Source organism: Actinomadura rugatobispora, from assembly GCF_042656285.1.
GTDB lineage: Bacteria > Actinomycetota > Actinomycetes > Streptosporangiales > Streptosporangiaceae > Spirillospora > Spirillospora rugatobispora.
In genome coordinates this window covers 1-15,328 of sequence record NZ_JBHSON010000068.1, presented here as the reverse complement: position 1 = coordinate 15,328, position 15,328 = coordinate 1, and the positions used below count along the sequence as shown (strand labels likewise).

Genomic DNA, 15,328 nt, shown 5'->3' with positions numbered 1-15,328 from the left:
ATTGTGCACAGGAGATTGTGCAAGCCTGGGCGGCAACCGAAGCGGCCCCACGCGCGTCCTCTTTGCCGGAGGGAACGGGGGCGGGCGCGGTGGTGTGGAGCCTGGTGTATCTACTGGCGGTCTTCGGCGGCATCTGCGCCGTCGGCCTGCTGATCGCGTGGATCGACGGCGTGCTGGTGCGGCGCGCCGCGGTGCGGCGGCGGGCGGCGTCCCGTCCGGGGCCGCGCTCGTCGCTGGTGGGCTGCGGGCGCGGCAGCAACGATCCCGACGCCGACCCCGACCGCCGCCCCGCCGGAACGGCCTGACCGTCCCCGGACCCGAGGCGTCCTCCCAGATGACCCGGCCCGGCCGCGCCGTCTTCGTGCGCGAAGGGGAAGCCGCCGTCGCGGGCGGCACTGAAGGCCCCCTCGATCCAACGGCTGAGGTTCGCGGGCCGCCGGACATGAGAAACTGGTCCGGGAGTTGTCCGCCGAGTTCGGAGGGGGCGCCGTGTCGACCGGTCAGCCGGTTCTGGGACGACCGGCGGGCGCCCGGGGCGAGCAGACTCGGCGGCGCGTCATCGCGGCCACCATGCGGTGCGTGTCCGAGGTCGGCTACTCGCGCGCGACCATCCGCGAGATCGCCCGTATCGCCGGGATGACCAGCGGCAGCCTCTACCACTACTTCCCCAACAAGTCCGAGCTGATCAAGTCGACGTTCCTGGAGATCGCCGCGATCACCGTTCCCCGGCTGTCGGCCGCGGCGGAGGGGGCGGACGGCGTCCTGGACAAGCTGATGGCCGTGTTCGACGAGAGCGATCGGCTGATGCGCGAGTACCCGTACGCCGCGGCGTTCGACCGCGCGATCCGGGCGGAGAGCGCGGGGCACCTGCGCCTCGCCGAGGAGAGCGACACGATCTTCTCCTCGTTCGACGAGGTGATGGCCGGCATCATCGAGCAGGCCGGCCGGGAGGGCATGCTGGGGCCCGGTGTGGACGTCGCGACCGCCGCGGCCGCGATCCTGGCGCTCATGCGCGGCCTGTACGACCACGCGGCCGCCTCGCCCGGCGACTACCACGCCACGATGGGCGCGGTGAAACTCCTCGTCCGGGGCACCCTCTTCGACTACACCAGGCTGACCTGACCGGGCCGTCTCCGCCCCGGCCGTCCTGACCCGCCCCCCGCTCATCGCACGCCCGGACCCCGTCCGGACTGGACCGATCCATGCCCGGAGGGGCCTTGACGGGCCCCGATGTGACCCAGATTATTAATTAATCGATTGATTGATTCTTGGCGGGGCGAGATCGGCACCTCCGAAAGGAGTCGAGATGGTGCAGCAGGCCGCACGACCGGGAGAGTGGTTCGACACGGGGTTGAGCCTCGCGGAGATCGGCGCCGACGATTTCGGCTCGCGCATCCCGACCGACCGCTACACCTCCCGCGAGTTCCAGGAGCGCGAGCGGGACCTGGTCTGGACGAAGACCTGGCAGATCGCCGGGCGCGTCAGCGAACTGCCCGGGACCGGTGACTGGAAGACCTACCGGCTCTTCGACCAGTCCTACATCCTCGTCCGCGGCAAGGACGGCGTGATCCGCGGGTTCGTCAACGCCTGCCGGCACCGCGGGAACCTGATCTGCGAGGGCGGCCGGGGGAACGCCAAGCGGTTCCTGTGCCGGTACCACCTGTGGTCCTACGACCTGGCGGGGAAGCTGCGCGGCGTGCTGCGGGAGAACCTCCAGGGCCCGATCGACAAGGACGGCAACTCGCTGCTGCCGGTATCGGTCGGGACCTTCGCCGGTTTCATCTTCCTCAACCCCGACCCCGGCGCCGAGCCGCTCGCCGACTACCTCGGGGACGAGGTCGCCGAGCTCCTGGCGCCCTACCGTCTCGAGGAGATGACCACGGTGATGGACGTCCGTGAGGCCCTGGAGTGCAACTGGAAGGTCGTCATGGACGCCTTCCAGGAGGGCTACCACGTCTCCGGCGTGCACCCGCAGCTGCTCAACCAGATCGACATCGACCCGGCCAGGAGCCGCTACCGCTTCCTCGGCAGGCACAGCGTGGCCTGCGCCCCCTTCGACGTGGCGAACGCCGGCGGCTCCGGCCCGGAGCAGCACGTCGAGGGAATCCGGGCGCTCGGGGAGACCTTCCCGTCCCTCCCGATGATCCTGCCCCGGTTCGACGAACTCGTCGCCGCCCACCGCGACACGAACGGCGGGCTCGCCTTCGGTGAGGGCGTCACCGCCCGGACGATCCTGCAGCGGGCCGCCCGCGACACCCTCACCGGCATGGGCCTGGACGTGAGCGGGCTGACCGACGCCCAGATGAGCGACAACCAGGGCTGGACCCTCTTCCCGAACTTCTTCATGACGATCCGCGCGGGCGAGTGCCACGTCGTCATGGCCGTGCCGCACCCCGGCGGCGACCCCAACAGGTGCGTCTGGCACGTCAGCAGCCACATGTGGCTCCCCGGCGGGCTGGCCGACCAGTACCGGGCCGAACCGGTCGAGGTCACCGAGCCGGGAAGCCACGAGTACTTCCTCGCCCTCCAGCAGGACTACGAGCAGATGCAGCGCCAGCAGGCGGGCCTGCGCAACGAGCGGCTCGATCACCTGACCCTGGTCAGGGAGGAGGTCGTTCTCGCCCACTTCCATGCCGTCCTGGACCGCCACCTCGCGGCGGCGGCACGATCCTGAAAGGCAGACCGTTGGCCCTCCGCCAGATCAGCGAAGTCATCGACGGCCACACCGGCAACGCGCGCACGGTGCTGGAGTACGGCATGACCACCAAGCGCATCGTCGACGGCGCCAAGCGGCCGGGTTTCACCGCCGGGGACTGGGCGCCGCTCGCCGCGCTGGTGGCGGTCGAGGAGTTCGAGCGCGTCGGCACCTTCAAGGAGGTGATGACCTGGGAGGAGTACGTCGGCTTCCTGACGGGCTGGGCGCCCTCCGCCGAGTGGGCCTGCCTGTTCAGGCGCATCACCGAGACTCCGGACCGGATCTTCCTCGAACTGGAGGAGCGCAGTACCGTCGGCGGCCACGAGAGTGTCGCCAACTCGGTGTCGGTCTATGAGTTCGACGGCACCGGCAAGATCCGGCACATCGACGTCTACCTGCAGATGGCGCCGCCCCCGCCGGAGATGCTCAAGGGCTACGAGGGCATCGACCTCACGCGGTGAGCCGGATCACGCGGTGAGCCGTCCGCGCGCCCTCACCTGGTGATCTTCTCCAGGAAGGCGTCCAGGTTGGCGTGCAGGCGGGCGACCTTCTCCTCCAGGGTGAGGGTCTCCTCCAGGTCCCGCCCGGCCACCGACTCCTTGCGGCCCCGCAGGAACAGCGAGCAGTGCAGGTCGCCGCACACGTACTGGCCGACGGTGTTGCCCTGGCGGCCGGCCTCGCCGGTGCGGCGCGCGGTCATCAGCGCCACCCCGCCGCCGGTGCGCGTGGTCAGGCACAGCGAGCACATGCTGCGCGCGGTGAAGCCGCGCCCGCCGCCGGAGGTCGCCCGCAGCGCGATCCCGATCGGCCGGGCGTCGCGTTCGGCGACCAGGTAGGCGCGTTCGGGGGCGCCGGGGTCGCGCCAGCCGAGGAAGTCCAGGTCGTCCCATGACAGGTCGGCGAGGTCTCGTGGCAGGCCGAGCCGTCTGGCCTCCCCCTTGGAGCAGTTGACGAAGGATGCGCGGATGTCACCCTCGGTGATTGCCTTCATGGGGGCGAGGCTAGCCAGGCTGTGGTTATTATGCAAATTCCTAAACGATTTAGCTTTGAGGGGATGGTCGATGGCACGCGCGGGGGTGACCGTCGAACGCCTGACCCGGGTGGCGGCGGACCTTGCCGACGAGATCGGCTTCGACAACGTCACGGTCACGGCGCTGGCGCGCAGCTTCGGGGTCAAGGAGGGCAGTCTCTACTCCCACATCCGGAACATGCGGGACCTGCGGGCCAAGGTGGCGCTGTTCGCGCTGGACGAGCTGGCCGGCGAGGCGGGCGAGGCCCTGGCCGGGCGTTCGGGCAAGGAGGCCCTGGTGGCCTTCGCCAACGCCTACCGGGACTATGCCCGGAGGCATCCGGGACGCTACGCCGCCACCCGCTTCCGGCTCGACCCGGAGACCGCGGCGGCCAGCGCGGGCGCGCGGCACGTGGAGCTCAGCCGCGCGATCCTGCGCGGCTACCCGATCCCCGAGTCCGACCAGATCGACGCGATCCGCCTGCTGGGCAGCACCTTCCACGGGTTCGTGAGCCTGGAGACGGCGGGGTCCTTCGCGCACTCGGCCGCGGTGCGCGACGAGGACGCCTCGTGGTCGCGGATCCTGGACGTCCTGCATGCGGCCCTGTCCGGCTGGCCCGCGTCCTGACCCGCCCCCTGACCCGCCCCCGGGTCAGTTGCGCGCGGGCTGGTGGGGCCGCCGGGCGCGCAGGGTTTCGCGCAGTTCCTCGGTGAGGGCCTGGGCGAGGTGGGGGCGCCCGTGGAACTGGGCGGGGGTGTTGTGGAACACCGCCACCCGCCACACGCCCATGGTCTGGGCGGCGGTGATGGTCTGGACGGAGTTGAGGTCGGGGCGCAGGTCGTCCCCTCCGGGCGGGACCATGCCCGCGACGGCGCGCAGCACGGCCGCGCCGGGCCCGACCAGCCGCACGTCCTGGATCTTGCCGACGTAGGAGCCGGTGGCGTGGTCGGCGAAGGTCGCGCCGATCTGCTCGGCGATGGCGGCGCGCCCGGCGTGCACGGTGCCGTCGAAGCCGACGGTGAAGCCGTCCTGGCGGAAGGGGGCGGCGAAGGCCTGGGCGTCGCGGGCGTTCCAGCCCTCCAGGACGCGCCGGTACAGGTCCCGCACGGCCTCCAGGGCGCCCAGGCTCTCGGCGTAGCGGTCGTGGTGGACCTGCCAGCGGTCGGTGGTCCAGTTGGGCCAGTCGACGCGGGCGCCCTCCAGGGCCTTCTCCAGGTAGTCCAGGTGGACGTGCCAGCCCGCCAGGGTCTGCGGGATGAACTCCTCGGGCGCCTCCAGGTCGCTGGTGAACACCAGCAGGGTGGCCGGCGGGGGACCGGGCAGCGGGACCAGCTCCCAGCGCAGCGTGCCGTGGATGTCGGAGTCCAGTTCCAGCAGGCGGGGCGGGTCGAAGGCGGTGACGGTGCCGCGGGCGACGGCGGGCTCCTGGTCGCCGGCGTTGAGCCAGCGCAGCTGGAAGCGGCTGCCCACGCGCGGTTCCAGCTGCGCCTCGGCCAGCCAGGCGGAGATCTCGCCGGGGTCGGTCAGGGCCCGCCAGACCCGCTCGGCGGGGTGGCTCAGGCGGCGCTCGAAGCGCAGCAGCGCGCGCCCCTCCCGCACGGTGGCGGTGCCGTCGGGCGCGGGCCCCTGGTCCCCGGATCCGGATGTGCCGTTGGTCGCGTCGTCCATGTCCTGGTCCTGCCCTTCCTCGGCGCGATCACCTCTTCACATAACCTAGCAGGAATATAACTCTGCAGGCATGTTCGCGGGCGGGGACCTCGGACGCGGCTCCGGCGGCCGTCTCCGGGTGCGGTCTCCGGGTGCGGTCTCCGGGCGGGCTAGGCCTTGGGCTCCTGCGTGATGCGCACCATGTTGCCGGAGGGGTCGCGGAAGGCGCAGTCGCGCGGGCCCCAGGGCTGGTCGATGGGCTCCTGCAGTACTTCGGCGCCCGATCCCCGCACCTTCTCGAAGGTGGCGTCGAGGTCGTCGGTGCGGAAGACGGTCATGGGCAGGACGCCCTTGGTCAGCAGTTCCTGCAGGGCGTCGCCGTCGGCCTGGGACCGGCCCGCGTGGGGCTCGGACAGCACGATCTCCAGGCCCGGCTGGGTGGGGCTGCCGAGGGTGACCCAGCGGAAGCCGTCGGAGGCGACGTCGTTGCGTACTTCGAGGTCGAGCGCGTCGCCGTAGAAGGCGAGCGCCTGGTCCACGTCGTTGACGGTGATGTGGCAGTACTGGAGTGCGATGGTCATAGGACCAACGCTAGGCGGCGGGGCGGCGGGCCGCTTCTCCGATCCTGCTCGTAGAGTCCCTGGTCGGCCGGGTGCGCGCCTTGGCCACGCAGGGCGGCATCGCCGTCACGGCGCTGTGCTCGCGGGCGCGGTAGGCGCTGGGAGTCTCCCCCACGATCTCGGTGAACCGCGTGCTGAAGGAGCCGAGCGAGGTGCAGCCGACCGCCATGCACGCGTCGGTCACGCTCATGCCCGCGCGCAGCAGCGCCATGGCCCGCTCGATGCGGCGGGTCATGAGGTAGCTGTAGGGCGTCTCGCCGTAGGCCGCCCGGAACCGCCGCGAGAAGTGCGCCGGGGACATGAGCGCGTGGCGGGCCATCGTGGGCACGTCGAGCGGACGCGCGTACTCCCGGTCGATCAGGTCGCGCGCCCGCCGCAGGTGCGCGAGGTCGGCGAGCTCTTGCGGGGTCATGAGGGCAGCGTATCGGCTCCGCGAAGCACGCTGACCTGCGGGTACGGGTCCGGCGGGGGTGGCCCCGGGGCTCGGGCGGTTCGCGTGCGGTGTCAGGCGGGCGGCCAGGTGATGAGGGTGTGGCCCCAGGTCAGCCCGGCGCCGAACCCGGCGAGCAGGACCAGTTCGCCGGGCGCTATGCCGCGGGTGCGCACGGCGCGGTCGAGGGCGTAGGGGAGGCTGGCGGCGCCGATGTTGCCGACCTCGTGCCCGGCGATGACCATCTGGCCGGGCTCCAGCCCGGCCCGGTCGGCCAGGGAGGTCACCAGGCGGGGGTTGGGCTGGTGGGGGACGACCAGTGCCAGGTCGGCGGGTTTGAGGCCGGCGTCGCGGGTGGCCTCCTCCACCAGGCGGGGGAGGATCTCGGTGATGAAGTCCCGCACGGCGGTGGCGTCCATGTGGATGGTGTGGCCGCGGGAGGCGAGGGTGGCGGGCCCGGCGGGGAGCCGGCTGCCGCCGGCGGGGATGAGCACGTCGCCGGCGCGCGAGCCGTCCGAGCCCAGGGTGACGGGGCCGATGCCGTAGGGGGCGGGGACGGGTCCCACGACGGCGGCCGCGGCGCCGTCCCCGAACAGCGCGCTGGTGGCGCGGTCGTGCTCGTCCAGGAAGCGGGAGTAGACCTCGACGCCGATGACCAGGGCGTAGGGGGACGAGCCGCGCTGCAGCGTCAGCCAGCCCAGGGCGGCCTGCAGCCCGTAGACGAACCCCGAGCAGGCGGCGGCGACGTCGAAGGCGGCGGCGTTCGGCGCGCCCAGCAGGGCCTGGACGCGGCAGGCGGTGGAGGGGCCGAGCTCGTCGGGGGTGGAGGTGCCGACGACGATCAGGCCGATGTCCCGCGGTTCCAGGCCGCCGGCCTCCAGGGCGCGCAGGGCCGCGGCCGCGGCCAGGTCGGAGGCCGCCTGGTCGGCGGAGGCCACGTGCCGGTGGCGGATGCCGGTGCGCCGTTCGATCCAGGCGGGGGCCAGGCCCAGCGCGCGGGAGAGGTCCTCGCTGGAGACGCGCTTTTCGGGCAGGAAGGATCCGGTCCCGCGGATCGCCCAGTGCCGGTGCCGGTGTTCCTGCCGTTCCCCTCGTGACCTGACGGGCATGCCGCGCCCTCCTCGCCTCGATCCCATCCACCGGTCCCTGACCTGGGCCGATGGCGCGGGGAGCGGGCCGACCGCTCGCGCACGGTTGTCAGTCCGATCCCTTGCGTGAATAATCCCATTTCAATAGTTTTTTTCCATGTCGGCATACCAAGCGCACTTTATCCACGAAGCCAGGAGTTTCTTGCCCGTTGGTAAGGAGAACCCCCCATGTCCGCTTCTGACGAGGTTCCTTCCGGGTGGGTGCGAGAGGCGGGGGCGGGTGGCCCGTGCGCCCTGCTGTTCCCGGGAACCGGCTCGGCCGGTCCGCCCGACCTGCGCGCCCTGCCGGCCGCCCATCCCGCCGCGGCAAGCGCCGTCGAGGAGGTCCTGGACGCGGTCGACACGGCCGCCCGACAGGCCCTGGCCGAGGGAGCGGAGGTCCCCGAGGGGGCCCCGGGCGCGTCGGCGCGGTGGCCTTCCATGCGGGAGATCCTGTGGACCGACCCGGACCGGTACGCGGCCGCGTCCACGGTCGCGGGAGTGCCGCAACTGGCCGCCTACACCGCCTCGGTGGCGGTGGACCGGGCGCTGCGGGCGGCGGGCGCGGTGCCCGCGTTCGCCGTGGGGCAGAGCTTCGGGGAGATCGCGGCGCTGGTGAGCGCGGGGGCGTTCGGGGTGGCCGAGGGCGCGCGGATGGCCCTCAGCCTGGTAGGGGTGCTGGGCCGGGCCGGCGCGGGCGGCGGGATGGGGCTGCTGCTGGCCGGCGAGGACCGCGCCCGGGTGCTGATCGAGGGTGCGGGGGCCGGCGCGGAGGTCGTGGTGGCCTGCGTGAACGCGCCGTCGGTGACGGTGGTCAGCGGCCCGGAGGGGCCGCTGGAGAAGGTGCTGGCCTTCGCGCGCGGCGCGGGGGCGCGGCCGGTGCGGCTGGCGGTCCCCTACCTGGCGCACCATCCGGCGATGGCGGGCGCGGACGCGCAGTGGTACGAGATCATCCGGGCGTTCCCGCAGGGGCCGCTGCGGATGCCGGTGCACTCCCCGGTCCGCGGCCGCGCCTACCGCGACTCCGACGACCTGCACCGGGCGCTGGCCGACTGCATCGTCAAACCGGTGCGGCTGCCAGGGGTGCTGCGGGAGGTGCACGCGGCGGGCGCGCGGGTGTTCGTGGAGGCGGGCGCGGGGGACGCGCTGTGCCAGTGCGCGCGGGCGTGCGTGCCGGACGCGCGGACGCTGGTGCCCCTGCCCGACAGCCGCCGCTCCCGTCCGGGCCCCCGGCAGGAGCGGGTCCCCGCGCCGACGGCTCCCTGACCCCTCGCTGACCTCTCTGGCAGTCCCCCCGACCGCGACAGGAGCGCGTGATGGGCACCGATCCCCGGCCCGATCCCGATCTGCTGCGTTTCGTGCGCGGCCCGTCCCTGAGCGAGGAGATGCGCGAGCGGGTCGCCCGGGCGGTCCCGGGAGAGTTCTTCGTCCACCCTGACGGGCTGACGCCGCGCGAGCAGCAGGCGCTGACCTACCGGCGGCTTCGGGCGGCGGGGCTGAGCGCGCCGCCGGCCGCCGAGCTGCTGGCCGATCCGCCCGCGCTGTGCGCGCTGCTAGAACGTGCCGCGATCGCCGATCCGGCACTGTTCCACGTGATGCTGCTGCACTACACGCTGGTGCTGGGCCCGATCCTGCGCTTCGGCACCGACAACGACGGCGACGGCGGTGTGGGCGCCGAGCGGGCGGGGCTGGAGTCGATGTCCTCGTTCGGGGCGCTGCTGATGACCGAGCTGGGCCGCAGCAACAGCCACCTGTCGCCCCGCACGATCGCGCGGCACGACCCGGCGACCGGCGGGTTCGTGCTGGACTCCCCGGACGCGCAGGCGGCCAAGTTCCCCACCAGCACCGCGCATCCGCGCGTCCCCAAGACCGCCGCGGTGTACGCCACGCTCGTGCAGGGCGGGCGCGAGCGCGGGGTGTTCGTGTTCGTGGTGGCGTTGCGCGGGCCGGACGGGGCGCCGGCGGAGGGGGTGGAGATCGTCGAGGCGCCCGACACCACCGGTCTGCAGGTGGACTACGCGGCGGTGCGGCTGCGGGGGCTGCGGGTGCCCCACCGGGCGTGGCTGCGCGATGGCGCGCGGATCGGCGCCGACGGCTCCTTCCACGATCCGGTGGGCGGCGCGGCGCAGCGGCTGACGCGGTCGATGGGGATCGCCCCGGCGGTGTGGCGGGCGGTGATCTCGGTGTCGGCGGCGATCACGCGGGCGTCGGCGGGGATCCTGCTGGCGCATTCGGCGGGCCGGGTCACGCTGGGGCGGCTGGCGCCGCTGCGTCCGCTGACCGACTACCGCAACCAGCGTGACGCGGTGCTGGGGTCGCTGGCCTCGGCGTACACGCTGACCGCGGTGGCCGGGCGGGTGAAGGCGGCCGGCACCTCCAGCGGCGGCGGGGCACCGGCGCCAGGCCCGGATCCGGGTGCGGGCGGTCCGTCGACGGCGTGGGCCCCGTGGTCGGCGGTCGACCGGGACCTGGCGCTGCTGAAGGCGGCGGCGACGGTGGAGGCGCAGGAGACGGTGTCGCTGTGCCGGGTGCACTGCGGGGCGCCGGGGTTCACCGCCACCGACCGCCTCAACGCCTACCGGGGGCTGGCGCACGCGTACCTGAACGCCGGCGGCGACAACCAGCTGATCCTGTTCGACACTGCGCGGGCGATGGCCGCCGGGGACCGCTACGAGCCGCCGCCGGTGGAGGCCGCGCCGGCGGGGGGCGGTGATCTGCTGTCGCCGGGCGAGTGGCTGCGGATGGCGCGCGCGTGCGAGGCGCGGATGGGGGCCCGGCTGGCGGATCGCGTGGGCGCGGCGCGGGCGGCGGGCCTGGACGGTTTCGATGCCTGGAACGGCAACCTGGTGCTGGCGGCGCGTACCGCGACCGCGTGCGCGGACCGGATGGTGCTGGAGACGCTGGCGGGGGTGTGGGAGCAGGCGCCCGAGCCGCTGCGGGCGCTGCTGCGCTTCTACGCGCTGGGGTGGATGGACCGGCGTGCGGGGCAGCTGCTGGACGAGGGGGTGCTGGCGCCGGGGTCGCTGGAGCGGGTGTGGGCGCTGCGGGGCGAGGTGGGGGACGTGCTGGCGCCGCGGGCGGCGGAGCTGGCGGAGGCGTTCGAACTGCCCGCCGAGATCACCGCGCCGACCTCGTTCGTGCCGGGCATGTGACCCGGCCCCCGCCGCGGCAGGCCCCACCGGGCGGGGCCTGCCGGGGCCTGCCGGGGGTTTCGCGCGGCGTGGAGGGCCTGCGGGTGCGGGGGATGTTCCCCTACGGTGTGGTGAGGCGGCATTTGCCGCCGCCGAGTAGCGGAAGCGGCGGTGGGAACCGGTACCGGTTGACTACCGTTCTCGTTACAGACCGTACGGGTGACAGGCGCCCGCGCGGAGTCGATACGGAGGTAGCACAGTGGGAGTCAGTCTGAGCAAGGGCGGCAACGTCTCGTTGACGAAGGAGGCTCCCGGACTGACCGCGGTCGTGGTGGGTCTGGGCTGGGACGTGCGGACCACGACCGGCAGCGACTTCGACCTGGACGCCAGCGCCCTGGTGTGCTCGCAGGAGAACAAGGTCCTGTCGGACAAGCACTTCATCTTCTTCAACAACCTCAAGAGCCCCGACGGCTCGGTGGAGCACACCGGTGACAACCTGACCGGTGAGGGCGAGGGCGACGACGAGCAGCTCAAGGTGAACCTGGCCTCGGTGCCGGCGGAGGTCGCCAAGATCGTGTTCCCGGTGTCGATCTACGACGCCGACAACCGGCAGCAGAGCTTCGGCCAGGTCCGCAACGCCTTCATCCGGATCGTCAACCAGGCCGACAACAACGAGATCGCGCGCTACGACCTGTCGGAGGACGCCTCCACCGAGACCGCGATGGTGTTCGGCGAGCTGTACCGGCACGGCGCGGAGTGGAAGTTCCGCGCGGTCGGTCAGGGCTATGCCTCGGGCCTGTCGGGGATCGCCTCGGACTTCGGCGTCAACGTCTGAGATCGGGGTCCCCGGGACGGGTGCCGTCGTCCCGTGCGGGTGCGCGCGGGCGTGTGACCGCGACCAGGAGGGCGCCATGCCGGACGGCCCGGCGCCCTCCTTTGTCGTGTGCGCGCCTGCCGCCTGCCGCCCTGCCGTCGGCGGGCGGAGGGGTCAGGTGCTGAAGGGGACGGCGGCCAGGGCCTCGACCTCGATGAGCAGGTCGTCGCGGAAGAGGGCGGAGACCTGCACGAGGGTGCTGGCGGGGGCGGTTCCGGCGGGCAGGAACTCGTCGCGGACGGCGCGGACGGTGGCGACCTGGCCGGCGTCGCGGACGAAGTAGCCGAGTTTGATCACGTGTTCCCAGCCGGCTCCGGCGGCGTGCAGCGCGGTGGCCAGGTTGGTGAAGACCTGGCGGGCCTGGGCGGCCAGGTCGCCGGGCCCGACCAGGGCGCCGGAGGCGTCCAGGGGCACCTGGCCGCTGACGACGACCAGGCGGCCGGGCGCGTCGACGGAGATGACGTGGCTGTATCCGGGGCCGGGGGCCAGCCCGCCTGGGGCGAGCCGGCGGATGTGGGGGCCGGGGCGGGTCTCGCTGTCGCTCACATGATCCACGCTAGCGGCCCGGGCGCGGCCGGCGGCCGGGTGGCCGGTCGGGTGGCCGGTCAGGTGGCCGGTCAGGTGGCGAGGAGCTCGGCGCGCAGCCGGGTCTTCAGCAGCTTGCCGCCGGGGTTGCGGGGCAGTTCCTCCTCGCGGAACCAGACATGCTCGGGGATCTTGAACGGGGCGATCCGCCCGGTCAGGAAGGCGCGCAGCTCGGCGGTGGTGAGGGTGGTGCCGGGGCGCAGCCGCACCACGGCGCCGACCTCCTCGCCCAGGGCGTCGTGGGGGACCCCGATGACGCCGCAGTCGGCGACGGCGGGGTGCTCGTAGAGGGCGGCCTCGACCTCGGCGCAGTAGATGTTCTCGCCGCCGCGGATGAGCATGTCCTTGGCGCGGTCGACGATGTAGACGAAGCCGTCCTCGTCCAGGCGGGCCAGGTCGCCGCTGTGGAACCAGCCGCCGGCGAAGGCGCGGGCGGTCTCCTCCGGGAGGCCCCAGTAGCCCTTGATGACGTTGGGGCCGCGGATGAGCAGTTCGCCGACCTCGCCGCCGGGCAGTTCGGCGCCGTCGGGTCCGGCGATCCTGACGTCGCAGACGGCGACGGGCGGGCCGACGCTGTCGGGGCGTTCCAGGTAGTTGACGCCGCCGTTGTAGGTGGTGACCGAGGAGGTCTCGGTGAGCCCGTAGCCGTTGCCGGGGGTCCGCTCGGGCAGCCGCTGCCTGATCTTGTCGACGAGGGTGGGCGGGGCGGGGGCGCCGCCGAAGCTGACGCCGGTGAGGCTGGAGGTGTCGTAGTCGTCGAAGTCGGGCGAGGTGAGGACCTGCCAGGCCATGGTGGGGACGCCGCCGAAGCCGGTGACGCCCTCGCGCTGGATGAGCCGCAGCGCCTCGCGGACGTCCCACTTGTACATCAGGACGACGGTGCCGCCCTGCAGGGCGCTGCTGACCAGGGCCGAGTGGCAGCCGGTGGCGTGGAAGAAGGGGACGCTGAGCAGGGTGACGCGGCGGGATGGCGCCGGGGGCCGGTCGGGTGCGCCGCCGGCGCGCACCCCGGCCGAGGCCAGGCCGTAGGCGAGGCTGAAGGGGTTGGTGGCGATGTTGCGGTGGGTGCCCAGTGCGCCTTTGGGGCGGCCGGTGGTGCCGGAGGTGTAGAAGATCGTGGCGTCGTCCTCGGGGTCGAGGGGGACCTCGGGCGGCGCGGTGGCGGGGTCGACGGCGCCCAGGGCGTCCTCGAAGGAGTGCGTTCCGGCGGGGAGGGGGCCCTCGGCGCGGGCGACAAGGGTGGGCAGCGCGAGCCGGGGCAGGGCCTGGGCGAGGCGTTCGGCGCGCTGGGCGTCGGCGACCAGGAGCTTGGCGCCGCTGTCGGTGAGGCCGTATTCGAGTTCGGCGGCGCTCCACCAGGCGTTGAGGGGGACGACGACGGCGCCGGCGAGGGCGGCGCCGAAGAAGGCGACCGACCATTCGGGGTAGTTGCGCATGGCGATGGCGACGCGGTCGCCCTTGGCGATGCCGTGGCGGTCGATGAGCAGGTGGGCGAAGGCGGCGGCGCGGGCGTGGTGGTCGGCGAAGGTGAGGCGGTCGTCGCGGTAGACCAGGAAGTCGGCGTCGCCGTGGGCGCGCGAGAGGTCCAGGATCTGGCGCAGGTCGGTGGGGGCGTGCTTCCACACGCGGGTGCGGGCGCCGCGGATGTCGATCTCGTCCATCTCGAAGAGCCGCCCGGGCGCGGTCAGCGCCGCCCGGGCCTCGGCGATGGTCGTCACCGCGCCGTTCATCGCGCCACCTCCGCTCACCGAACAACATTCGGCCGATCTGGGGTGAATGTACGACCGGTTCGGCGGGCCGGTCAACGGTGCCGCCGGCCGCGCGCGTGGTCGTGGAGGGGGTGCGGGGCTGCGAGAATGGGCGCATGACCGAACGCAGGCCGATCGAGTGCTGGCTGTCGGACATGGACGGCGTCCTGGTGCACGAGGGCCACCCGATCCCGGGGGCCGACGAGTTCATCCGGCGGCTGACCGAGTCGGGCAGACGCTTCCTGGTTTTGACCAACAACTCCATCTACACCCGGCGCGACCTGTCGGCGCGGCTGGCCTCGATGGGGCTGATGGTGCCGGCGGAGGCGATCTGGACCTCGGCGCTGGCGACCGCGCAGTTCCTGGCCGACCAGCGGCCGGAGGGGTCGGCGTATGTGATCGGTGAGGCGGGGCTGACCACGGCGCTGCACGAGGCAGGGTACGTGCTGACCGACATCGAGCCCGACTACGTGGTGCTCGGGGAGACCCGCACCTACAGCTTCTCGCAGATCACCCGGGCGATCCGGCTGATCGAGCGGGGCGCGCGGTTCATCGCGACCAACCCCGATCCGATCGGGCCGTCCACCGAGGGGTCGCTGCCGGCGTGCGGCGCGGTCGCGGCGATGATCACCAAGGCGACCGGGGTGGATCCCTACTTCGTCGGCAAGCCCAATCCGCTGATGATGCGGACCGCGCTGAACCGGGTGGAGGGGCACAGCGAGTCCACGGCGATGGTGGGCGACCGGATGGACACCGACGTGGTCGCGGGCGTGGAGGCCGGGCTGGAGACGATCCTGGTGCTGAGCGGGGTGACGCGCAAGGAGGAGGTCGAGCGGTTCCCGTTCCGGCCCTCGCACGTGCTGCCCTCGATCGCCGACGTCCTGCCCATGATCGGGGAACGTTCCGACCCCTGACCCGCCCCTCGTCGTGGCCGTCCCGCCCCGGGCGTCCGGCACGTCCGAACGTGTCCGGCGCGGCACGCCGATGTCGCGGTACGTCACCCGCGCCGCATTTCCCGTTACGCTTCGTGTTGATCATGGGTTTTTCGGGGTGCGTCGCTTCGGGGGGCGGGCATGGACGAAAGCTTGGGCATCGGCACCGGTTCCGGTGCGTGCATCGGTGCGGTCGGGGGTGTGGCGCGCCGCCGCAGGGGGCGGGGCGCGGACGGGCCGGCCGTCTGAGGGCGGCGCGGCATGCATCGACTCCAGGAGCGGGCGAGCGCCCTCGAGGGCCCGCGGGGCCCCGGGCGGCGGGGGCCGCGGCGGCGCGGTGCCGGGCCGCGGTGGTGGTGGACGGCCGGGGTGTGCGCGGCGTGCGTGGCGGTGGGTGCCGGGCTGGCGGTGTGGAGGCGCGCGGACTGGGGCTGGTATCACGCCGCTTCGGTGGAATGGCCGCCCGCACCATGACGGCCGGCAGGTCCGTCCCGAAGGTCCTGTCTCGTGACCACGCCGCTTCCGCGGT

The 15,328-nt window shown here is 73.2% G+C and carries 16 protein-coding genes; 9 read left to right on the top strand and 7 right to left on the bottom strand.

The features are described 5' to 3' along the window. Positions 1-104 precede the first annotated feature (104 nt). The 4 genes from ACFPZN_RS37505 (at position 105) to ACFPZN_RS37490 (ending at position 3,156) form a co-directional block, all read left to right on the top strand. Positions 105-305: a hypothetical protein gene (locus tag ACFPZN_RS37505; protein ID WP_378287251.1), complete on the top strand. Its 201-nt coding sequence runs from the start codon at positions 105-107 to the stop codon at positions 303-305. Positions 306-489: 184 nt separating this feature from the next. Next, positions 490-1,122: a TetR/AcrR family transcriptional regulator gene (locus tag ACFPZN_RS37500; RefSeq protein WP_378287250.1), complete on the top strand. Its 633-nt coding sequence runs from the start codon at positions 490-492 to the stop codon at positions 1,120-1,122. A 184-nt stretch (positions 1,123-1,306) separates the two neighbouring features. Beyond that, entirely contained in the window at positions 1,307-2,674 is a 1,368-nt protein-coding gene (locus ACFPZN_RS37495) for an aromatic ring-hydroxylating oxygenase subunit alpha (RefSeq protein WP_378287249.1), read from the top strand. Between the two features lie 11 nt (positions 2,675-2,685). After that, positions 2,686-3,156: a hypothetical protein gene (locus tag ACFPZN_RS37490; protein WP_378287248.1), complete on the top strand. Its 471-nt coding sequence runs from the start codon at positions 2,686-2,688 to the stop codon at positions 3,154-3,156. 32 nt (positions 3,157-3,188) lie between these two features. Here the strand turns inward: ACFPZN_RS37490 and ACFPZN_RS37485 are convergent, their stop codons facing one another. Next, positions 3,189-3,686, bottom strand: a complete 498-nt coding sequence (locus ACFPZN_RS37485; RefSeq protein ID WP_378287247.1) for an FBP domain-containing protein — start codon at positions 3,684-3,686, stop codon at positions 3,189-3,191. A 70-nt stretch (positions 3,687-3,756) separates the two neighbouring features. Here ACFPZN_RS37485 and ACFPZN_RS37480 point away from each other — a divergent pair, with 70 nt between their 5' ends. Continuing rightward, positions 3,757-4,332, top strand: a complete 576-nt coding sequence (locus ACFPZN_RS37480) for a TetR/AcrR family transcriptional regulator (RefSeq protein WP_378287246.1) — start codon at positions 3,757-3,759, stop codon at positions 4,330-4,332. A 24-nt stretch (positions 4,333-4,356) separates the two neighbouring features. Here ACFPZN_RS37480 and ACFPZN_RS37475 read toward each other — a convergent pair whose 3' ends face one another. From ACFPZN_RS37475 to ACFPZN_RS37460, 4 genes are all read right to left on the bottom strand, one after another. Then, positions 4,357-5,373 (bottom strand): SgcJ/EcaC family oxidoreductase, encoded by a 1,017-nt coding sequence (locus tag ACFPZN_RS37475; protein WP_378287245.1) that lies wholly within the window; start codon positions 5,371-5,373, stop codon positions 4,357-4,359. A 149-nt stretch (positions 5,374-5,522) separates the two neighbouring features. After that, a complete protein-coding gene (locus ACFPZN_RS37470) occupies positions 5,523-5,933 on the bottom strand; it encodes a VOC family protein (RefSeq protein ID WP_378287244.1) in 411 nt (136 codons plus the stop codon). A gap of 10 nt (positions 5,934-5,943) precedes the next feature. Beyond that, a complete protein-coding gene (locus tag ACFPZN_RS37465) occupies positions 5,944-6,384 on the bottom strand; it encodes a helix-turn-helix transcriptional regulator (RefSeq protein ID WP_378287243.1) in 441 nt (146 codons plus the stop codon). A 92-nt stretch (positions 6,385-6,476) separates the two neighbouring features. Beyond that, positions 6,477-7,511: a 3-oxoacyl-ACP synthase III family protein gene (locus ACFPZN_RS37460; protein WP_378287242.1), complete on the bottom strand. Its 1,035-nt coding sequence runs from the start codon at positions 7,509-7,511 to the stop codon at positions 6,477-6,479. Between the two features lie 207 nt (positions 7,512-7,718). Here ACFPZN_RS37460 and ACFPZN_RS37455 point away from each other — a divergent pair, with 207 nt between their 5' ends. From ACFPZN_RS37455 to ACFPZN_RS37445, 3 genes are all read left to right on the top strand, one after another. Further along, complete coding sequence (locus ACFPZN_RS37455) at positions 7,719-8,795, top strand: ACP S-malonyltransferase (RefSeq protein WP_378287241.1); 1,077 nt, start codon at positions 7,719-7,721, stop codon at positions 8,793-8,795. Positions 8,796-8,845: 50 nt separating this feature from the next. Continuing rightward, the gene (locus ACFPZN_RS37450; protein WP_378287240.1) at positions 8,846-10,681 is read left to right on the top strand and encodes an acyl-CoA dehydrogenase; all 1,836 of its coding nucleotides are present in this window, start codon (positions 8,846-8,848) and stop codon (positions 10,679-10,681) included. Between the two features lie 238 nt (positions 10,682-10,919). Then, entirely contained in the window at positions 10,920-11,495 is a 576-nt protein-coding gene (locus ACFPZN_RS37445) for a TerD family protein (protein WP_378287239.1), read from the top strand. A gap of 153 nt (positions 11,496-11,648) precedes the next feature. Here ACFPZN_RS37445 and ACFPZN_RS37440 read toward each other — a convergent pair whose 3' ends face one another. Further along, positions 11,649-12,080, bottom strand: coding sequence for a RidA family protein (locus tag ACFPZN_RS37440; protein WP_378287238.1), 432 nt, complete (start codon positions 12,078-12,080; stop codon positions 11,649-11,651). Positions 12,081-12,151: 71 nt separating this feature from the next. Then, a complete protein-coding gene (locus tag ACFPZN_RS37435; RefSeq protein ID WP_378287237.1) occupies positions 12,152-13,849 on the bottom strand; it encodes a class I adenylate-forming enzyme family protein in 1,698 nt (565 codons plus the stop codon). 134 nt (positions 13,850-13,983) lie between these two features. On the opposite strand from ACFPZN_RS37435, the gene ACFPZN_RS37430 reads away from it, so the two are divergent. Then, positions 13,984-14,781: an HAD-IIA family hydrolase gene (locus ACFPZN_RS37430; protein WP_378287236.1), complete on the top strand. Its 798-nt coding sequence runs from the start codon at positions 13,984-13,986 to the stop codon at positions 14,779-14,781. Positions 14,782-15,328: the final 547 nt, after the last annotated feature.

Bases quoted from the DNA above. Each gene is read 5' to 3' on its own strand.
- ACFPZN_RS37495 (WP_378287249.1), top strand. From the start codon at position 1,307: ATGGTGCAGCAGGCCGCACGACCGGGAGAGTGGTTCGACACGGGGTTG.
- ACFPZN_RS37485 (WP_378287247.1), bottom strand. From the start codon at position 3,686: ATGAAGGCAATCACCGAGGGTGACATCCGCGCATCCTTCGTCAACTGC.
- ACFPZN_RS37480 (WP_378287246.1), top strand. From the start codon at position 3,757: ATGGCACGCGCGGGGGTGACCGTCGAACGCCTGACCCGGGTGGCGGCG.
- ACFPZN_RS37475 (WP_378287245.1), bottom strand. From the start codon at position 5,373: ATGGACGACGCGACCAACGGCACATCCGGATCCGGGGACCAGGGGCCC.
- ACFPZN_RS37470 (WP_378287244.1), bottom strand. From the start codon at position 5,933: ATGACCATCGCACTCCAGTACTGCCACATCACCGTCAACGACGTGGAC.
- ACFPZN_RS37465 (WP_378287243.1), bottom strand. From the start codon at position 6,384: ATGACCCCGCAAGAGCTCGCCGACCTCGCGCACCTGCGGCGGGCGCGC.
- ACFPZN_RS37460 (WP_378287242.1), bottom strand. From the start codon at position 7,511: ATGCCCGTCAGGTCACGAGGGGAACGGCAGGAACACCGGCACCGGCAC.
- ACFPZN_RS37455 (WP_378287241.1), top strand. From the start codon at position 7,719: ATGTCCGCTTCTGACGAGGTTCCTTCCGGGTGGGTGCGAGAGGCGGGG.
- ACFPZN_RS37450 (WP_378287240.1), top strand. From the start codon at position 8,846: ATGGGCACCGATCCCCGGCCCGATCCCGATCTGCTGCGTTTCGTGCGC.
- ACFPZN_RS37435 (WP_378287237.1), bottom strand. From the start codon at position 13,849: ATGAACGGCGCGGTGACGACCATCGCCGAGGCCCGGGCGGCGCTGACC.
- ACFPZN_RS37430 (WP_378287236.1), top strand. From the start codon at position 13,984: ATGACCGAACGCAGGCCGATCGAGTGCTGGCTGTCGGACATGGACGGC.